At 71.1% G+C, this 17,806-nt stretch carries 13 protein-coding genes and 2 tRNA genes; 6 read left to right on the top strand and 9 right to left on the bottom strand.

Going from position 1 to position 17,806, the window contains the following annotated elements:
* Positions 1-20: 20 nt before the first annotated feature.
* Positions 21-569 (bottom strand): hypothetical protein, encoded by a 549-nt coding sequence (locus IE263_RS01830; RefSeq protein ID WP_229910753.1) that lies wholly within the window; start codon positions 567-569, stop codon positions 21-23.
* 206 nt (positions 570-775) lie between these two features.
* On the opposite strand from IE263_RS01830, the gene IE263_RS01825 reads away from it, so the two are divergent.
* Positions 776-1,324, top strand: coding sequence for a bacterial proteasome activator family protein (locus IE263_RS01825; protein WP_189931414.1), 549 nt, complete (start codon positions 776-778; stop codon positions 1,322-1,324).
* 55 nt (positions 1,325-1,379) lie between these two features.
* Here IE263_RS01825 and IE263_RS01820 read toward each other — a convergent pair whose 3' ends face one another.
* A complete protein-coding gene (locus tag IE263_RS01820) occupies positions 1,380-3,023 on the bottom strand; it encodes a Stk1 family PASTA domain-containing Ser/Thr kinase (protein WP_189931411.1) in 1,644 nt (547 codons plus the stop codon).
* Positions 3,024-3,369: 346 nt separating this feature from the next.
* Between IE263_RS01820 and IE263_RS01815 the strand changes: the two genes are divergently transcribed.
* A complete protein-coding gene (locus IE263_RS01815; RefSeq protein ID WP_189931409.1) occupies positions 3,370-4,968 on the top strand; it encodes a protein kinase domain-containing protein in 1,599 nt (532 codons plus the stop codon).
* Between the two features lie 104 nt (positions 4,969-5,072).
* Here the strand turns inward: IE263_RS01815 and IE263_RS01810 are convergent, their stop codons facing one another.
* On the bottom strand, positions 5,073-6,077 hold the full coding sequence (locus IE263_RS01810) for a phosphotransferase (RefSeq protein WP_189931407.1): 1,005 nt from the start codon (positions 6,075-6,077) through the stop codon (positions 5,073-5,075).
* A gap of 625 nt (positions 6,078-6,702) precedes the next feature.
* On the opposite strand from IE263_RS01810, the gene pdhA reads away from it, so the two are divergent.
* Genes pdhA through IE263_RS01795 form a run of 3 tightly spaced genes read left to right on the top strand, consistent with a single transcriptional unit; the run spans position 6,703 to position 10,436 of the window.
* Positions 6,703-7,959 carry a pyruvate dehydrogenase (acetyl-transferring) E1 component subunit alpha gene (gene pdhA / locus IE263_RS01805; RefSeq protein WP_189931405.1) on the top strand — a complete coding sequence of 419 codons (1,257 nt, stop codon included), beginning with the start codon at positions 6,703-6,705 and terminating at the stop codon, positions 7,957-7,959.
* A gap of 1 nt (position 7,960) precedes the next feature.
* On the top strand, positions 7,961-8,947 hold the full coding sequence (locus IE263_RS01800; protein ID WP_189931403.1) for an alpha-ketoacid dehydrogenase subunit beta: 987 nt from the start codon (positions 7,961-7,963) through the stop codon (positions 8,945-8,947).
* Between the two features lie 10 nt (positions 8,948-8,957).
* Positions 8,958-10,436, top strand: coding sequence for a dihydrolipoamide acetyltransferase family protein (locus IE263_RS01795; RefSeq protein ID WP_189931401.1), 1,479 nt, complete (start codon positions 8,958-8,960; stop codon positions 10,434-10,436).
* 478 nt (positions 10,437-10,914) lie between these two features.
* On the opposite strand, the gene IE263_RS01790 is transcribed toward IE263_RS01795, so the two are convergent.
* From IE263_RS01790 to IE263_RS01770, 5 genes are all read right to left on the bottom strand, one after another.
* Positions 10,915-13,233, bottom strand: a complete 2,319-nt coding sequence (locus IE263_RS01790; RefSeq protein ID WP_189931399.1) for an ATP-binding protein — start codon at positions 13,231-13,233, stop codon at positions 10,915-10,917.
* A gap of 3 nt (positions 13,234-13,236) precedes the next feature.
* Positions 13,237-13,308: transfer RNA gene (locus IE263_RS01785), tRNA-Ser, on the bottom strand.
* Between the two features lie 5 nt (positions 13,309-13,313).
* Positions 13,314-13,385, bottom strand: a tRNA-Cys gene (locus tag IE263_RS01780).
* A 221-nt stretch (positions 13,386-13,606) separates the two neighbouring features.
* Positions 13,607-14,965, bottom strand: a complete 1,359-nt coding sequence (locus tag IE263_RS01775) for an MFS transporter (RefSeq protein ID WP_229910752.1) — start codon at positions 14,963-14,965, stop codon at positions 13,607-13,609.
* Positions 14,962-15,624, bottom strand: coding sequence for a GntR family transcriptional regulator (locus tag IE263_RS01770; RefSeq protein ID WP_189931397.1), 663 nt, complete (start codon positions 15,622-15,624; stop codon positions 14,962-14,964). The genes IE263_RS01775 and IE263_RS01770 overlap by 4 nt, the downstream gene beginning before the upstream one ends.
* 293 nt (positions 15,625-15,917) lie before the next feature.
* Here IE263_RS01770 and IE263_RS01765 point away from each other — a divergent pair, with 293 nt between their 5' ends.
* Positions 15,918-16,772, top strand: a complete 855-nt coding sequence (locus IE263_RS01765; RefSeq protein ID WP_189931395.1) for a D-alanyl-D-alanine carboxypeptidase family protein — start codon at positions 15,918-15,920, stop codon at positions 16,770-16,772.
* An 83-nt stretch (positions 16,773-16,855) separates the two neighbouring features.
* Here IE263_RS01765 and IE263_RS01760 read toward each other — a convergent pair whose 3' ends face one another.
* Positions 16,856-17,680: a maleylpyruvate isomerase family mycothiol-dependent enzyme gene (locus IE263_RS01760; protein WP_189931393.1), complete on the bottom strand. Its 825-nt coding sequence runs from the start codon at positions 17,678-17,680 to the stop codon at positions 16,856-16,858.
* Between the last annotated feature and the right edge of the window lie 126 nt (positions 17,681-17,806).

The following is a 17,806-nucleotide window of genomic DNA, read 5'->3' as shown; positions in this document are numbered from 1 at the left end:
CGACAATCCGCTTCTGCTTCCTAGTCGCGCCGCAGGCGCAGGCCCAGGAAGGCCAGGCCGAGACCGAGGCCGATGAGGATGAGGCCGCTGCCGAGGGGCAGGATCCGCAGCACGCGCCCGGCGGGCTGCTCCTCGACGGCCTCGGCCTGCGGTGACGCGGAGGGGACGAGCTCGGCCTCATGAGGCGGTTCGCCCTGCTCGGCCGGTTCGTCGGCAGGGTCCTCGCCCGGTTCTTCACCCGGTTCTTCACCGGGCTCCTCGCCGAGTTCCTCCTCGCCCTCCGGTTCGACGAACACCTCACCGCTCCGCCCCGGCCGTACGCGCCCCTCCCCGGCCCGGCTCCCGGCCCGGTCGGGGTCGGAGGGGGAGGCGGAGAGAGAGGGAGAGGGAGAGGAGGACGTCGATACGGCGGCGTACGACGACACGCTCCCGTACGTCGATACGGCGGCGTACGACGACACGCTCCCGTACGACGAGACGGCGGCGTACGCCGATACGGTCGCGTACGACGCAACACCCCCGTACGGCAGCCCGACCGCCACCAGGCCGAGCCCCACCCCCACGCCCACCCCGGCCCCCGCCCTCCACCACCCCCGCCGCCATGGAGCCACGCCCGTGACCCCCCTCCCGGTGTCGAGCCGCCAAGAAAAGTAGCCATAAGCCTGGCACTTCTGAATTTTCATCGCATTTCGGACTCCGCCGAACGGAAACGGTGGATCACCCTGCGCAGGGGGCACCACGGTGATGAGGTGTAGGGGTGCGAGAGAATGGCGGCATGGAGATGCCGAGAAACGATAGGTCGCCGGAGAACGCCCAGAAGATCCTGGTCGTGGGCCAGGACGGCATGGCACTCGGGGGCATCGACGCAGACGAGGACTCCCGTGAGACGCCGGTGACGGAACAGGTCGAGCAGCCCGCGAAGGTCATGCGGATCGGCAGCATGATCAAGCAGCTGCTGGAGGAGGTGCGCGCGGCTCCTCTGGACGAGGCGAGCCGGGCCCGGCTCAAGGAGATCCACGCGAGCTCGGTGAAGGAGCTGGAGGACGGCCTGGCGCCGGAGCTCGTCGAGGAACTGGAGCGGCTCTCCCTGCCGTTCAACGACGACACGACCCCCAGCGACGCCGAACTGCGCATCGCGCAGGCCCAGTTGGTCGGCTGGCTGGAGGGCCTCTTCCACGGCATCCAGACCACTTTGTTCGCCCAGCAGATGGCGGCACGGGCCCAGTTGGAGCAGATGCGCCGCGCACTGCCGCCGGGCATGGGCGGCCAAGAGGGCACCGACGACCCGCGTGCGGGGGGCCGTTCGGGCGGACCGTACCTCTAGACCTCGACAAGAAAGGGCCCGGCGACCGGAGCCGGGCCCTTTTCCATGCCGTGTGTCAGGACGGCGGGTTGCCCGTCGACACGCTCAGCTCGATCTCGGGCATGTCCTCGGGGTCGACGTCCGTCCCCGCGGAGGGGAACTGGTCCATGACAGCGCCCTCGCCGTACGTGTTCTCGTCGTAGTCCTTGACGTTCATCGTCCAGCCGGCGGCCTGGAAGCACGCCTTGACCGACTGGATGTACTTGAACTTGAAGTCCGGTATCCGGATCTTGTCGGGGTCGTTGTACGACTCCTGCGGCTCCGAGCACTCGGTCGCGTCGATCGTCTTGGACGTGTCCGGCCCGCGGTAGTCGGCCGCCTTCGTGGCCGAAGCCGAGGTGCTGGGCCCGCCGGTGGCGCCGCCCCTTTCCTCGCTGCCGCTGTTCGCCAAGAGGGTCCCGACGAGGGCGCCGACGGCCACGACGGCCACGATCGTCGAGCCGATGATCACCGGCTTGTTGCTCTTGCGCCCGCCACCCGAGGACACGGCCGTCGAGGGCTGCGGGCTGAGGTTGTACGCGGGCGGGGTGTGCGGCGCCTGCTGGTGGCCGAAGGCCGGAGCGGGCGTCTGGTAGCCGCTCTGCTGCGGGTAGCCGTAGGACGGGGCGGGCGTCGAGGGCGCCGGGGTGCCGTACGGGTTGTTCGGGGCCGGCTGGTAGGGCGTCTGGACGTTGCTCTGGGGCGCCGGTGTGCTCTGGCCGACGGGCGGGAAGACCGCGGAGCCGACGCCCGCGCCGCTCGACGTCTGGACGCCGGGGACGATGCTCGGCGGGGCGGCCTGGAAGGAGGCCGCGACGCGCAGGCACTCGTCGCGCATGGCGACGGCGGTGGGGAAGCGCTCGTTCGGGTTCTTCTTCAGCGCGCGGGCGACGAGCGCGTCCACGGCCGGCGGCAGCGAGCGGTTGATCGAGGACGGAGCCACCGGCTCCTCCTGCACATGCGCGTACGCGATCGCCAGCGGCGAGTCCGCGTCGAACGGCAGCCGCCCGGTGACCAGTTGGAACAGCATGATGCCGACCGAGTACAGGTCGGAGCGGGCGTCCACGCCGCGGCCCAGCGCCTGTTCGGGCGAGAGGTACTGCGGGGTGCCGACGACCATGCCCGTCTGCGTCATCGAGGTGACGCCGGACTGCATCGCGCGCGCGATGCCGAAGTCCATCACCTTGACGACGCCGCGCTTGGTCATCATCACGTTGCCGGGCTTGATGTCGCGGTGGACCAGCCCCATCTCGTGGCTGATCTCCAGCGCCGCCAGCACGTCCGCGGCGATCTTCAGCGCTTTGTCGGCGGGCATCGCGCCCTGCTGCCGCACGTCCTCGTCGAGCACCGAGCCGAGCGGACGGCCCTCGATGTACTCCATGACGATGTACGGCGTCGTCATGCCGTCGAGGGTGTCCTCGCCGGTGTCGAAGACCGAGACGATGTTGGTGTGCGTGAGTTTGGCCACGGCCTGGGCCTCGCGGCGGAAGCGCTCGCGGAAGGCCTGCTCGCGGCCGAGTTCGGTGTGGAGTGTCTTGATCGCGACCTGGCGGTCGAGCACGGAGTCGTAGGCGAGGTGCACCGAGGCCATGCCGCCCTCGCCGAGCAAGTCGCGCAGCTGATAGCGGCCGCCGGCGAGCGCCCGCCCCGCGAACCGGCCCTGTGCGCCGTCCTGGCTCATCTTCTGCGTCCCCCGTAAGGCCCTCAGGCGCCTGTCGCTTGCCGTGGCTCGCCGTTGATCGAAAGTCCTATTCCCGGCCAAGTCTGCCCCAGGCCACTGACACGTCAAGCTCGGTGCCCGTTCCGTGACCGTACGCGAAAGAAGCGTCGCGGAAGCGTTACAGGTGCCGTACGGCCGGTACACAGAATTTGCGCGCGGGTACGGAGTGCGGGTTTGATGGCCGGTCTGTCTCGGACCGGTACCCGGGGTCGTCCCGCACCGGCGGCTTGCGCGGAGGCTGTAGCGTGGCCGACGGAGACCGTAACAACACCGCGCGCACCGCGGGCAGAAACGACGGCGAGGACTGATGGCACAGCAGCAGCGCGCTCAGGGCCCGTCCGACCCCGAGGCGACTGGCGGCGGTATGTCAGATGCGCCGGAGATGTGGGGTAACGGCGGACTTGTCGGGGACGGCCGGTATCGGCTCACCGGCAGACTCGGCCGGGGCGGCATGGCGGAGGTGTTCGCCGCCGAGGACGTGCGTCTCGGACGCACCGTCGCCGTCAAGCTGTTGCGCGCCGATCTCGCCGAGGACCCGGTGTCCAAGGCCCGCTTCACGCGCGAGGCCCAGTCGGTGGCCGGCCTCAACCACCATGCGATCGTCGCCGTGTACGACTCCGGCGAGGACGTCGTGGGCGGCCAGAGCGTGCCGTACATCGTCATGGAGCTGGTCGAGGGGCGGACGATCCGTGATCTGCTGCTCAACGCCGAGGCGCCGGGCCCCGAGCAGGCGCTGATCATCGTCTCCGGTGTGCTGGAGGCGCTGGCGTACTCGCACCAGCACGGCATCGTGCACCGCGACATCAAGCCGGCGAACGTCATCATCACGCACAACGGCGCGGTGAAGGTGATGGACTTCGGCATCGCCCGCGCCCTGCACGGCGCGTCGACGACGATGACGCAGACCGGCATGGTCATGGGCACCCCGCAGTACCTGTCGCCGGAGCAGGCCCTCGGCAAGGCCGTCGACCACCGCTCCGACCTGTACGCGACGGGCTGCCTGCTGTACGAACTGCTCGCGCTGCGCCCGCCGTTCACCGGCGAGACGCCGCTGTCGGTGGTCTACCAGCACGTCCAGGACATCCCGGTGCCGCCGTCGCGGACCTCGGACGGCGCGTGTCCGCCGGAACTCGACGGCCTCGTCATGCGCTCCCTCGCCAAGGAGCCCGACGACCGCTTCCAGACCGCGGAGGAGATGCGCGGTCTGGTCCAGTACGGCCTGCAGATGCTCTACGACCAGGGCGGCCACACCGGCACCTGGAACACCGGGCCGGTCGACGCCCCGGCCGGCGCCGGTGCCGCCGCGGGCTTCGCGAGCACGACCGTGCTGCCGCACGGCGCCGACGGCTCCAGCACCTCGCAGATCCCGCAGCCGATCCTGCCCGCGGGTTACGGAGGCGACGACGGCGGCTTCGAGGGGCACGGCAACAGGGGCAGCGGCCGCGGCAAGCTGTGGATCCTCGCCGTCCTCGCGGTGATCGCCATCGCCGCGGGCGTCGCCCTGGCGTTGAACAACGCCGGTTCCGACGGCGGCGGTGACACCAAGACCACGAAGTCGCCGAGCGCCACGCAGTCCGCGACCGACGACCAGACCAGCGCGCCCCCGAGCGAATCGCCGACCGACGAGTCCACGGAGGACACCTCGGACGGCAGCACCGGATCGGGAGACTCCGGTTCCAACTGGCAGCCGACGTACACGCCGTCGGAGGAGTCGTCGCCCAGCTACAGCAGCGAGCCGTCGGAGGAGCCGTCGGAAGAGGTGACCCCGACGGCGCCGACGGAGGAACCGAGCAATCCCGAGACGAGCGACCCGGGCACCGCGGACGGCGGCACGACCGAAGGCGGTGGCTCCTCGGAGGGCACCATCGAGGGAGTCACCAGCGGCACCGAAGGCGGGAACGGCTGACCCGCCCGCACACGGCACGACGCACGCGCGCGTGAACCCCTGACGGGGCTTCACGCGCGCGTGGCCGTTTCGGGGGCCGCTCCTCCAGTCCGTTCCGGGGGCCGTCAGCCCGTGAAGGCGTCGCACACCGCGCCGTACTCCCGTGTCCACCACACGGCGAGAGCCGAGCTGGCCGGGAACTGGGAGTCGGCGCGGGTGTCGCCGCGCTCGTAGTGCCAGCGCAGCATCCAGAAGTCGTTGAGGCGCTCCCACCACACGCGGTGCACGGCCGCCGCCAGTTCGGAGGGCGTGGCCCCGGCCGTGCGCCGGTACGCGCGCGCGTACGCCCGGGCCTTGGGCAGGTCGAGGGTGCCGTCGGGGAGGACGAAGAAGATCGCGGCGGCGCGCACGGCCTCCTCCGCGCGGGGCTGCACGCCGAGCCGGTCCCAGTCGACGATGGCGGCGGGGGCGTCGCCGCGGTAGAGCAGGTTGAACGGGTGGAAGTCCCCGTGCACCCAACCGACCGGACCGCCGTGCGGGGGACGGCGGTCCGCGTGCCGTTCCAGCAGGGTCCGCCGCTCCAGCAGCCGGTGGCGGGCCAGCTCGTCGAAGGAGTCGGCGGGGCGGTGCCGGCGCACGCGCGCGAGGAGGTCGTCGATCAGGGCGAAGGTGTCATCGGGGGCGGGGCTCTCGACAGGGGTGGTGCGGGCCCGCGCGTGCACCGGCATCACGCGCTCCAGGCTCGCGTGGACGACACCCAGCAGCGCCCCCAGGCGGGCGCACCCGACGGGCGTGAGCTGGGCACCGTGCCGGTGGCGGCCGTCGATCCAGGGGTGCAGGGCGTAGGCGTGGCCGCCGACGACGGCGACCGTGCGCCCGTCGCGGCCGGGCAGCGGGGGCGCCACGGGAACGCCCAGGTCGGCCAGACGCTGGGTGGCCCGGTGCTGGCGGACGATCGAGGCCGGGTCGGCGGTGTCCGGGTCGAAGTGGTGCTTGAGGAAGTAGCGGCCGCGGGTCGTGCGCAGACGGTAGCCCCGGTTCAGCAGCCCCTGGTCGACGGGTTCGCAGGCGAGCGGGGAGCCGGCGGCGTACCGGCGGAGGAGGGCTCCCAGAGGGGGCGCGTGGGGCACGAGGGGTGGTACACAGGAGCGCGGCACGCGCCCGATGCTAGGGCACGAGACGCGCCTGTGAGCTGGGCGTTGTCACAGAACGTCACCAGGCGTCACAAGTGGTCTCCGACGGTCGCCTTGGGATGCTGCGGTGGCGTGAAGTGGTCCGGGGTGAGAGGGAGTCTCCCGCCGATGCGGCGGTCGGTGATCCCCTCGCCGACCACTTCGATGCCGTGATCCGTCGAGAACGGCCTCGGCGCGCGCCACGCCGGACGACCTGGTGGTCGTTGGGGAGAAAAATCCCGGAATTTCGGTCTACACGTAAGGGATCGGTCTCGGACACGAACTCTTCCCGTGAGCTGGGTGTGCGGGATAACGTGCCGTTGCTCCGGCCTCCTGCAAGGCTGTGACCAGGGTCCTTCCCGACTTTGCCGATTTACTTGGAAATCCAAGCAAAAACGCAGGTCAGGAGGGGTTTCACAGAAATGTGTCGCACTGGGTAACGTGAGGCTTGCAGGGCGCTCGCCGGGGCACCTGTCACGCCTGTTCCGGCCGAGTGACACCCACCCCGTGCACGGGTGTCGGAAACAGGTGAGCCGCACTGGTTCCCGGCAACCCCGGGGGCCGGACCGACGGAGGAGCACACGTGACCGTGGAGAGCACTGCCGCGCGCAAGTCGCGACGCAGCGCCGGAGGCAAGGCCGGCGCCACCGGCACCGAGACGGCGGCCGGCACCACCCGCGCCGCGGCGGCCAAGGCCACCGGCACAAAGCGCACCAGCGCCACCCGCACCACCCGCGCCACCGCCAAGAAGGGCGCCGAGCCCCAGCTCGTGCAGCTGCTGACGCCCGAGGGCAAGCGCGTCAAGAACGCCGAGTACGACCCGTACGTCGCCGGTGTCACCCCCGAGGAGCTGCGCGGCCTGTACCGCGACATGGTGCTCACCCGCCGCTTCGACGCCGAGGCCACCTCCCTGCAGCGCCAGGGCGAGCTGGGTCTGTGGGCCTCGCTGCTCGGCCAGGAGGCCGCCCAGATCGGCTCCGGCCGCGCCCTGCGCGACGACGACTACGTCTTCCCGACCTACCGCGAGCACGGCGTCGCCTGGTGCCGCGGGGTCGACCCGACCAACCTGCTGGGCATGTTCCGCGGCGTCAACAACGGCGGCTGGGATCCCAACAGCAACAACTTCCACCTCTACACGATCGTCATCGGCTCCCAGACCCTGCACGCCACGGGCTACGCGATGGGCGTAGCCAAGGACGGCACGGACAGCGCCGTCATCGCCTACTTCGGCGACGGCGCCTCCAGCCAGGGCGACGTGGCCGAATCGTTCACCTTCTCCGCCGTCTACAACGCGCCCGTCGTGTTCTTCTGCCAGAACAACCAGTGGGCGATCTCCGAGCCGACCGAGAAGCAGACCCGCGTCCCGCTCTACCAGCGCGCCCAGGGCTACGGCTTCCCGGGCGTCCGCGTCGACGGCAACGACGTCCTGGCCTGCCTCGCGGTCACCAAGTGGGCCCTGGAGCGGGCCCGCAGGGGCGAGGGTCCGACCCTCGTCGAGGCGTACACGTACCGCATGGGCGCCCACACCACCTCCGACGACCCCACCCGCTACCGGCACGACGACGAGCGCGTGGCCTGGGAGGCGAAGGACCCGATCCTGCGCCTTCGCCGCCACCTGGAGGCCTCAAACCACACGGACGAGGGATTCTTCGCGGAACTCGAGGCCGAGAGCGAGGCGTTGGGCAGGCGAGTGCGCGAAGCGGTCCGTGCCATGCCGGACCCGGACCACTTCGCCATCTTCGAGAACGTGTACGCGGACGGGCATGCGCTCGTCGACGAGGAGCGGGCCCAGTTCGCCGCCTACCAGGCGTCGTTCGCGGACTCGGACGGGGGTAACTGAGATGGCCGAGACGATCAAGACGATGGCACTGGCCAAGGCGATCAACGAGTCGCTGCGCCGCGCGCTGGAATCCGACCCCAAGGTCCTCATCATGGGTGAGGACGTCGGAAAGCTCGGCGGAGTGTTCCGGGTGACGGACGGCCTGCAGAAGGACTTCGGCGAGAGCCGCGTCATCGACACCCCGCTCGCCGAGTCCGGCATCGTGGGCACCGCGATCGGTCTCGCCCTGCGCGGCTACCGCCCGGTGGTGGAGATCCAGTTCGACGGCTTCGTCTTCCCCGCCTACGACCAGATCGTCACCCAGCTCGCGAAGATGCACGCCCGCTCGCTGGGCAAGGTCAAGCTCCCGGTCGTCGTCCGCATCCCCTACGGCGGCGGCATCGGCGCCGTCGAGCACCACTCGGAGTCCCCCGAGTCGCTCTTCGCGCACGTGGCGGGCCTGAAGATCGTCTCCCCGTCGAACGCCGGCGACGCCTACTGGATGATGCAGCAGGCCATCCAGAGCGACGACCCGGTGATCTTCTTCGAGCCGAAGCGGCGCTACTGGGACAAGGGCGAGGTCAACGCCGAGGCCATCCCCGGCCCGCTGCACAAGGCGCAGGTCGTCCGCGAGGGCACCGACCTGACCCTCGTCGCCTACGGCCCGATGGTGAAGCTCTGCCAGGAGGTCGCCGCCGCGGCCGCCGAGGAGGGCAAGAACCTCGAGGTCCTCGACCTGCGCTCGGTCTCCCCGCTCGACTTCGACTCCATCCAGGCCTCCGTGGAGAAGACCCGCCGTCTGGTCGTCGTCCACGAGGCGCCGGTGTTCTTCGGCTCGGGCGCGGAGATCGCCGCCCGGATCACGGAGCGCTGCTTCTACCACCTGGAGGCCCCGGTGCTCCGGGTCGGCGGCTACCACGCCCCGTACCCGCCGGCGCGCCTGGAGGAGGAGTACCTGCCGGGCCTGGACCGGGTACTCGACGCCGTCGACCGTGCCCTGGCGTACTGAGGAGAGGGTCGTGACGACGATGACGGAAGCGTCCGTACGCGAGTTCAAGATGCCGGACGTGGGTGAAGGGCTCACCGAGGCCGAGATCCTCAAGTGGTACGTCCAGCCCGGGGACACGGTGACGGACGGCCAGGTGGTGTGCGAGGTCGAGACGGCCAAGGCCGCCGTCGAACTGCCCATCCCCTACGACGGTGTGGTCCGCGAGCTGCACTTCCCCGAGGGCACCACGGTGGACGTGGGCACGGCGATCATCGCGGTGGATGTGACGGGCGGTGCCGCACCCACCGAGGCGCCGACGCCCGCGCCCGCGTCGGCATCGGCACCGGCTCCCGCCCCGGCCGCGGAGGAGAAGCCCGCGGAGCCGAAGGCGGAGGGTTCCGGCCGCCAGCCGGTCCTCGTCGGGTACGGCGTGGCCACGTCCTCCACCAAGCGCCGGCCGCGCAAGGCCGTGGAGGTCCCGGGGCAGGAGTCGGCGGCCGCCGCGGCCGTCCAGGCGGAGCTGAACGGGCATGGGACGGCGGGCCACGCCACACCGCCCGTCGCCGTGGAGAAACCCCGACCGCTCGCCAAGCCGCCCGTGCGCAAGCTGGCCAAGGACCTGGGCGTGGACCTCGCGACGGTGGTCCCGTCCGGCCCGGACGGCATCATCACGCGCGAGGACGTCCACGCGGCGGCGGCCCCCGCACAGGCGCCCGCTCCCCAGCCGGAGGCCCCGCAGCCCGCCCCGGCGGCAGCCCCCGCGCCGGCCCCCGTCGCGGCGCCGACTCCGGTCGTCACGTACGACACGGCGCGTGAGACCCGTATCCCGGTCAAGGGGGTGCGCAAGGCGACCGCGCAGGCGATGGTGGGGTCGGCGTTCACGGCGCCGCATGTCACGGAGTTCGTGACGGTCGACGTCACCCGCACGCTGAAGCTCGTCGAGGAGCTCAAGCAGGACAAGGACATGCAGGGTCTGCGGGTCAACCCGCTCCTGCTGATCGCCAAGGCCCTGCTGGTCGCCATCAAGCGCAACCCGGACATCAACGCGTCCTGGGACGAGGCCAACCAGGAGATCGTGCGCAAGCACTATGTGAACCTGGGCATCGCGGCCGCGACCCCGCGCGGTCTGATCGTGCCGAACATCAAGGACGCCCACGACAAGACACTGCCGCAACTCGCGGAGGCGCTGAGCGAGCTGGTGGCGACGGCACGCGAGGGGAAGACGTCCCCGGCGGCGATGCAGGGCGGCACGGTCACCATCACCAACGTCGGCGTCTTCGGCGTCGACACCGGCACGCCGATCCTCAACCCCGGCGAGTCCGCGATTCTCGCGGTCGGCGCGATCAAGCTCCAGCCGTGGGTGCACAAGGGCAAGGTGAAGCCGCGTCAGGTCACCACACTGGCGCTGAGCTTCGACCACCGCCTGGTAGACGGTGAACTGGGGTCCAAGGTGCTGGCGGACGTGGCGGCGATCCTGGAGCAGCCGAAGAAGCTGATCACCTGGGGGTGAGACACCCCGCCCATGGGAGGAGCCGCGTGCCCGTCGCCCGGGACGCGGCTCCCGGAGGCCGGTCGCGTGGCCGGGCGGCCCGGCCCGGGCTCGGGTGTTCTCGCCCCGCCGCCCCTACCCTCCCCCACTCTCGACTTCGCTCGAGCGGGGGGACCCCCATCGTCCCTGGGGGCTCCGCCCCCAGACCCCCGACCTTCGCCCACCCACCACCCGACTCGGTCGGACAAAAGGCGACCCGCCAGACCGCGCCCCCTCACCCACCGGGCGAGCGCCACGCGTACCCACCGAGGCACCTCACCGGGCCGCAGGCCGGCACCGTTTCCCGAGGCACCCACCGGGCTGTGGCCGGCACCGTTTCCCGAGGCATCTCACCGGCCGAAGCCGGCACCGTTTCCCGAGGCATCTCACCGGGCCGCAGGCCGGCACCGTTTCCCGAGGCACCCACCGGGCTGTGGCCGGCACCGTTTCCCGAGGCATCTCACCGGGCCGAAGCCGGCACCGTTTCCTCTCGCATCCAGTGGCCGCCGGTGGTCCACCCCAGCAGAAGGCGGCCGTTGCCCTCCTCTGCTGAGCCGCCCTCCGTGACCTGGCGCAGGCCGGTGAGGGCGGGGGTCAGGCGGGTTGTCACATGGGCGGGGCGGCGGGTGGCCTCCTCGAAGAGCCAGGTCAGGGTGCGTGCCTGCTCCTGCTCCGTGCACAGGGACAGGTGGAACAGCATCTGGCGCCACGCGTAGGCCGCGTCCTTGATGGTGGACAGGGGGCGCGGGTTGCCCTGGACGCGGGCGGTCAGGTGGCAGACGGTGCCGAAGCTGCGGCGGGCCAGGTCCTCCCAGCCCGTGGCCGGGGCGATGCCGGCGCGGTGGACCAGGGTGGCCAGGTTGTGGGTGGTGAGGATCTGCGCCTGTTCGATCACCGTGCCGTTGGCGGCCACCGAGCCGAAGCCCCACCGCTGCCGGGACGAGGAGGCCTTGGCGCGCTCGGCGCACAGCTTCGCGAACCCCGGTGAGGTCCGGGGCCGGGACGTCCGGATCTGTGCCTCACCGGCCTCCGCGATCGCCATGTTGCGGACGGCCCGGTAGTCGATGCCGTAGTAGCGCTCGTAGAGGGAGCCGCCGCCCAGCAGTTCCGCCGCGACGCGGGCCGCGGCGAGGAACTTCGGGGTGAAGGTGCCCATGAAGATGTCCGCGGCCAGCTCCTCGACCAGGGGAGCGCCCAGGTCGGCCTGGCGGGCGAGGACGGACAGCTCGCGGACGAGGGGGTTGGGCAGGATCGTGCCGGGGAAGGCCTGCACGGCCAGTTCGCCGAGCTGCCGCAGCGCGATCGCGGACACCTCGCCCGCCTCGGCGTCGGAGCGCCACCCGGCCACGGCCTTCACCCACGGCAGCTCCTCCACCCGCACCTGCCGCTCCAGGTTGAGCAGCAGCAGCGAACGGCGGTTGCGGAACGCGCGGTAGTTGGCGGCGGCCAGGGTGCGCAGGGCGTCGTCCGGGTAGGCCTGCGCGGTGGTGGCGGCGACGAGCTGCGGGACCAGTTCGGCCAGCACCTCCGCCGAGGGCACGACTCCGCGCTCCACCAGCGTGCCGATGGGCGCGCTCAGCGCGGCCTCGACGGGCCGGCGCAGGGCGGGCGGGATCGCCGCGCCCGCGGGCAGCCCCGTCTCCCGCGCCTCGTCCTCGCTCACCGGAGCGACAAGCGGCTCGACTTCCGCGACACCCTCCTCCTGCGGCAGCCCGGACAGCCGGCGCAGCACGAGCTGGGCGAGGGCGTGGTGCGAGGGCAGCGCCGCCTGCGCGGCCTGCTCCCGGCGCAGCGCCGTCAGCTCGGCGGAACCGGGCAGCCCGCGGCGCCGCACCATCGACGTGACGGCGTGCCGCAGCAGCCCGAGCCGACGCGCGTCCAGCTCACGCCCGGCGACGGTCTCCTCCAGCGCGCCCCGCAGGATCCCCAGGTTCTGCTTGGGGTTGAGGTGCTTGGTGCAGTACGTGTGCCGGCGGGCGAGGTCGCGGTAGCGGTGCAGCAGCCGCGCGCCCCGCTCGTGCCAGGCGGCCTCGGGCGTGCGCGTCAGGACCTGCCCGTCCTCGGCCGTCTCCAGCCAGTGCGCGAGCAGTTCGTCCCCGAACGGGTGCCAGACGGCCAGGGCCTCCCGCTGCGTCTCCACCGCCTCGCTGGACCGGCGCCGGTGCAGGGCGTGCCAGGCGTCGTCGACGGTACGGCGGTGCACCGCGTCGGCGTCGGGCGCGGGACGGTCGGCGGGCGGCGGTGTGAAGCGCAGGCGGTCCGCGAACGGGGCCAGCTCCTCGACGAGGTCCAGCGCCGCGTCCGTCTCCCCGGCCCGGGCGAGCCAGGCCACGGTGAGCAGGGCGGCCTCCTCGGGGACGGTCACCTCGTACCGCCCGCTGTCCAGCAGGCCGTAGAGCCGGCCCAGCCCGTCCTCGGACAGCCAGTACGCGAACAGGGCCCGTCGGGTCTCCGGGATCCCCGCGTGCCGCGCGGCCTCGATCTCGTACGCGCGCAGCGGGCCGCCGGCGCTCGGCTCACCGGTGGCGAAGCCGCCGCGGACGACCTCGGGCGTCACCCAGGCGGGCAGTCCGGCGACCGGGGTGCGCGAGCCGATCGCGAGCAGCCCGTTGGCCATGCCCGCGAGGACGGCCCGCCAGGCGCGGCCCTTCTCCTGCGCACGGCTGCGGGTGTCGGGGTCCTGGTGGGTGTGGGCGGTCCTGAGCGCCTTGGCCAGTTGGCCGGACGCGTAGCCCGGGTTCGCCTCTGCGAGGTGCTGCTGGTCAGCGTCATGGTTCATAAGCCGACGTGACGGGTTCCGCCCCCGTGCCCTCCGGGTCTCGAGCCCGGTGCTCTGCTGCTGAGCTACACGTCGTGGATCCGACGTGGCGGGTGCCGCCCCCGCGCCCTCCGGGTCTGCAGCCCGGTGCTCTGCTGTTGAGCTACACGTCGATGGGCCAGACGGTAGAGGTCGAACGACCGTGCGGGCAACCGGTTTTGGTGGTCCGTTCCTTGTGGGCGGACCTGGGTGAATCAGCCCATTCGGTGTCGGCTTTTCGGCGAAGGGCACGTAAATCCAGCCCGTCCGGCGTTTGAGGACGAGGCCCGTTCAGGGCCGAAACGGGGGTCTGGGGGCGGAGCCCCCAGTAACGCCCAGACCAACACCGGCCCAGTCAAACAGGAACGTGCACGGAAGAAACCCGACTCGCAATCAACCGCTCCCGCTCCCGCCGAGCCGTCCGCCTCCGCAACCGCAGGATCTGACTCACCCCGAGCGCCTGCAGGACGAACACCGCGGAGAAGGCGACCCGATAGTCGTCCCCGGTCGCGTCCAGCAGCACGCCGATCGCGAAGAGCGTCGTCATGGAGGCGACGAAACCACCCATGTTGGTGATCCCGGAGGCGGTCCCCTGCCGCTCGGGCGGATTGGCCGGCCGCGCGAAGTCGAAGCCGATCATCGAGGCGGGCCCACAGGCACCGAGCACCGTGCACAGCACGACCAGCAGCCACATCGGCGCCCGCTCACCGGGATACACCAGCACGGAAGCCCACAGCAAGGCCGTCGCCCCGACGGTCCCCAGGGCGAGCGGCAGCCGCGCCTCGTGGTGCCGGGCGACGACCTGCCCGTACACGAGCCCGACGACCATGTTGGACAGGACGACCAGCGTCAGCAGCTCGCCGGCCGTGGCCCGGCTGAGTCCCTGCGCCTCGACGAGGAACGGCAGCCCCCACAGCAGCAGGAACACCATCGCCGGGAACTGGGTGGTGAAGTGCACCCACAGCCCCAGCCGCGTCCCCGGCTCCCGCCAGGACGCGACGATCTGCCGCCGTACGTACGCGGAGCCCCGGTGCGGGAAGGGCTCGGGCTCGTGCCCCTCGGGGTGGTCCTTCAGGAACAGCAGAAGCAGCACCAGTACGACCACGCCCGCCGCCGCGCTCCCGGCGAACGCGGCCGTCCACCCCACGCCGTGCAGCAACCGCGCCAGCACCAGCGTGGAAACGAGGTTGCCCGCCATCCCCGCCAGCCCCGCGAACTGCGCGACCAGCGGCCCACGCCGGGCGGGGAACCACCGCGTCCCGAGCCGCAGCACGCTGATGAACGTCATCGCGTCCCCGCACCCGAGCAGCGCCCGCGAGGCCAGCGCCATGCCGTACGAGGGCGAGAACGCGAACCCGAGCTGGCCGGCCGTGAAGAGCACGACGCCGATGCCCAGCATCTTCTTCGTACCGAGCCGGTCGACCAGCAGGCCGACCGGTATCTGCATGCCCGCGTACACCAGCAGCTGGAGGATGGAGAAGGTGGACAGGGCCGAGGCGTTCACATGGAAGCGGTCGGCGGCGTCGAGGCCCGCCACCCCCAGCGACGTGCGGAAGATGACGGCGACGAAGTAGACGGAGACACCGATCCCCCAGACGGCGACAGCTCGCCGTCCGCCCGGCGGATCCCCCGGAAGGGTGGAGTTGCTCCCCTGCCTCCCCGGCTCTCCCGGTACCCCCGGCTTCCCCGGACTCCCCGGCTTCCCCCGCGTCATCGGACCTCCCCCCGCGCCAGATGCGAGAACCAGCCGACGTGCCGGTGGACGATCCCGACGGCTGCCTCCGTGTCACCGGCGCGCAACGCCTCGAGGATCTCCTCGTGCTCGACGAGGGTCTTGGCGATCCGGTCGGGGTGGGAGTGCAGGACGGCGACGCCCATCCGCAGCTGCCGGTCGCGCAGTTGGTCGTAGAGCCGGGACAGGATCTCGTTCCCGCCGCTGCGGACGATCTCGGCGTGGAAGCAGCGGTCGGTGACCGCTGCCCCGGCCAGGTCACCGGCGGCGGCCTGCGCCTTCTGCCGCGCGAGCAGCTCCTCCAGCCGCTCGAGGAGCCCCGGCGGTGCCGGTACGGCCTTGCGCGCCGCGTGCTCCTCCACCAGCAGCCGGGTCTCCACCACGTCCGCGATCTCCTGCGCGGACACCGGCAGGACCAGCGCGCCCTTCTTCGGATAGAGCTTGATCAGCCCCTCCGCCTCGAGCCGCAGCAGCGCCTCCCGCACCGGAGTACGGGAGACCCCGACGGTCTCGGCGAGCTCGCCCTCGGTGAGAAGCGTGCCGCCCTCGTAACGGCGGTCCAGGACACCCTGTTTGACGTGGGCGTAGACACGGTCGGCGGCGGGCGGCTGCTTGAGCGGGACGGTCGGGGCGGATGGCATGTCCACAGGATAGATACAACACGTACGCATGAGGCTGCGGCGTCCACCATGCGGACCTGGAAGGGGCCGTCGGAGGGACGAAGATCACCGGGAGGTGGGACAGGAGAGGCGGTTGAGAAATTTCTCGCAGCGGACGCACAACCTTCTGTGCTACCTACGTGTCACACACATGCGGCCCCATCTGCTTTCCCCTCCAACTCGGCCGCACCGTAGGGGCATTCGACGTAATCGGGGTATTTCAGTTGATAACCGCCACCAAGGGCTTCCGTGTCCGCAGGGCCGCAGCCGTCGTCGTGACGACTGGCGCAGTGCTCGCCGCCGGTGCCCTCACCGCGGCGCCCGCGCAGGCTGCTGTCGCGGTGCCCACGATCACGGCCAAGAGCGGGTTCGTGATGAACGGCGCCACGGGCAAGGCGCTCTACGCCAAGTACGCCGACACGCACAGGCTCACCGCTTCCACCACGAAGATCATGACCGCGAAGGTGGTGCTGTCGCAGGCCAACCTGAACCTGGACGCTCCGGTCACGATCAAGAGGGATGTCAGCAACTACATGGTCGCCAAGGGCTACCCCTCGACGGCCCGCCTTATCGTCGGTGACAAGGTCACCGTCCGTCAGCTGCTGTACGGATTGATGCTGCCGTCCGGCTGCGACGCTGCGATGGCCCTCGCCGACAAGTTCGGTACCGGTACGACGGTCTCGGCCCGCACCAAGAACTTCATCGCCAAGATGAACAACATGGCCAAGAGCCTCGGCATGACGAACACGCACTTCGACTCGTTCGACGGCATCAGCAACGGGTCGAACTACTCGTCGGCGAAGGACCTGACACTCCTCGCCCGCAGCGCGATGAAGAGCACCACCTTCAAGTCCGTCGTGAAGACCAAGTCGTACACGGCGAAGACGAAGACGAGCACCGGTGCGACCCGCACGATGGCACCGTGGGTCAACACCAACACCCTGCTCGGCTGGAACGGCACCCTGGGCATCAAGACCGGTTCCGGCACCGAGGCCAAGTACGCCCTCGTCTTCGCCGCCACGCTCAACGGCAAGTCGGTCATGGGCACCGTCCTCACCTCCTCCTCGGCGGCCAACCGCACGACGGACGTGAAGAAGCTCATCAACTTCGGCTACGCGAAGATCGCCTGACGCCGGAACAGCACACGCAGCGGGCCCGTCGTGACACTCACGACGGGCCCGTTCCGTAAAGGTACCTCTTGTGTCTGAATGCCCTACTTCGTCACCTTGAAGTTCCGCAGGATCGCCGCCGTCAGCTCCGGTTCCCCCTCCGCCTTCACCCGGTCTGCGGCCGCCTCCGGGGTGACGCGGCCGCAGGCGAGGCGGACGTACGTCTCCCAGTCGAGGGTGAAGGCGGCGGCCGGGCCGAGGGCGGGGGCTGTTTCGAGGGTGCCGCGGCCCTGGATGTCGACGCGGATCGTGCGCAGGAACTCGACGGGCCCGTGGACGTCGAAGACGATCGCGGAGCTGCGCGGGGCGTCGGCCTTCTCGGCGACGACGGCGGGCAGTTCGGCGAGGAGGACATCGCGGGCGACGTGGGCGCCGGGGGAGTCGAGGTTGCCGGGGCGGCCGAGGGCGGTGCGCAGGTCCTGCTCGTGCACCCACACGTTGAACGCGTGGCTGCGCATGGACTCCTCGAGGGTGAGCTCGGTGCCGAGGGGGCCGCGCACCTTGGTGCCCGGGTCGCGCGACTCGTTCCGCAGCTGGCGGTTGCGGCGGATGATCGTGTACTCCAGCTCGGACGTCATCTCCGGTGCCGTGTGGTGCCGGCGGACGTCGACCTGCACCTCTATGTAGCGCTGGAGGTCGGTGGTGACGTGGAAGAGGTCGCGCGGGAGGGAGTGGATGGGCCGCGGGTCGCCGTACATCTCGCAGTCCAGCCCGATGACATGGGACACGATGTCGCGCACCGACCAGCCCGGGCAGGGCGTCCGGCGGTTCCAGTCCGCCTCCACCAGCGGCTGCACCAGCTCGGATATCGCTTCGATGGAATGGGTCCAGGCGTCGGCGTAGGGCTGGAGGGTGGGATGCAGACTCACGGAACGGGACCCCTCGGCGGTCGGTACACGGGCGGGCAGGTGGTGGCGGCGTTGCCAGCGGGAGGTGGCTGTCGGCGGGTGTCTTGAAACGCTAAGTTACGCTGCTGTGAGGCACCCCGGCAGTGC

Source organism: Streptomyces aurantiogriseus, from assembly GCF_014649375.1.
In the GTDB taxonomy this organism is placed as follows: Bacteria; Actinomycetota; Actinomycetes; order Streptomycetales; family Streptomycetaceae; genus Streptomyces; species Streptomyces aurantiogriseus.
The sequence above is the reverse complement of the archived record's forward strand: the minus strand, read 5'-3'. Positions and strand labels throughout refer to the sequence as shown.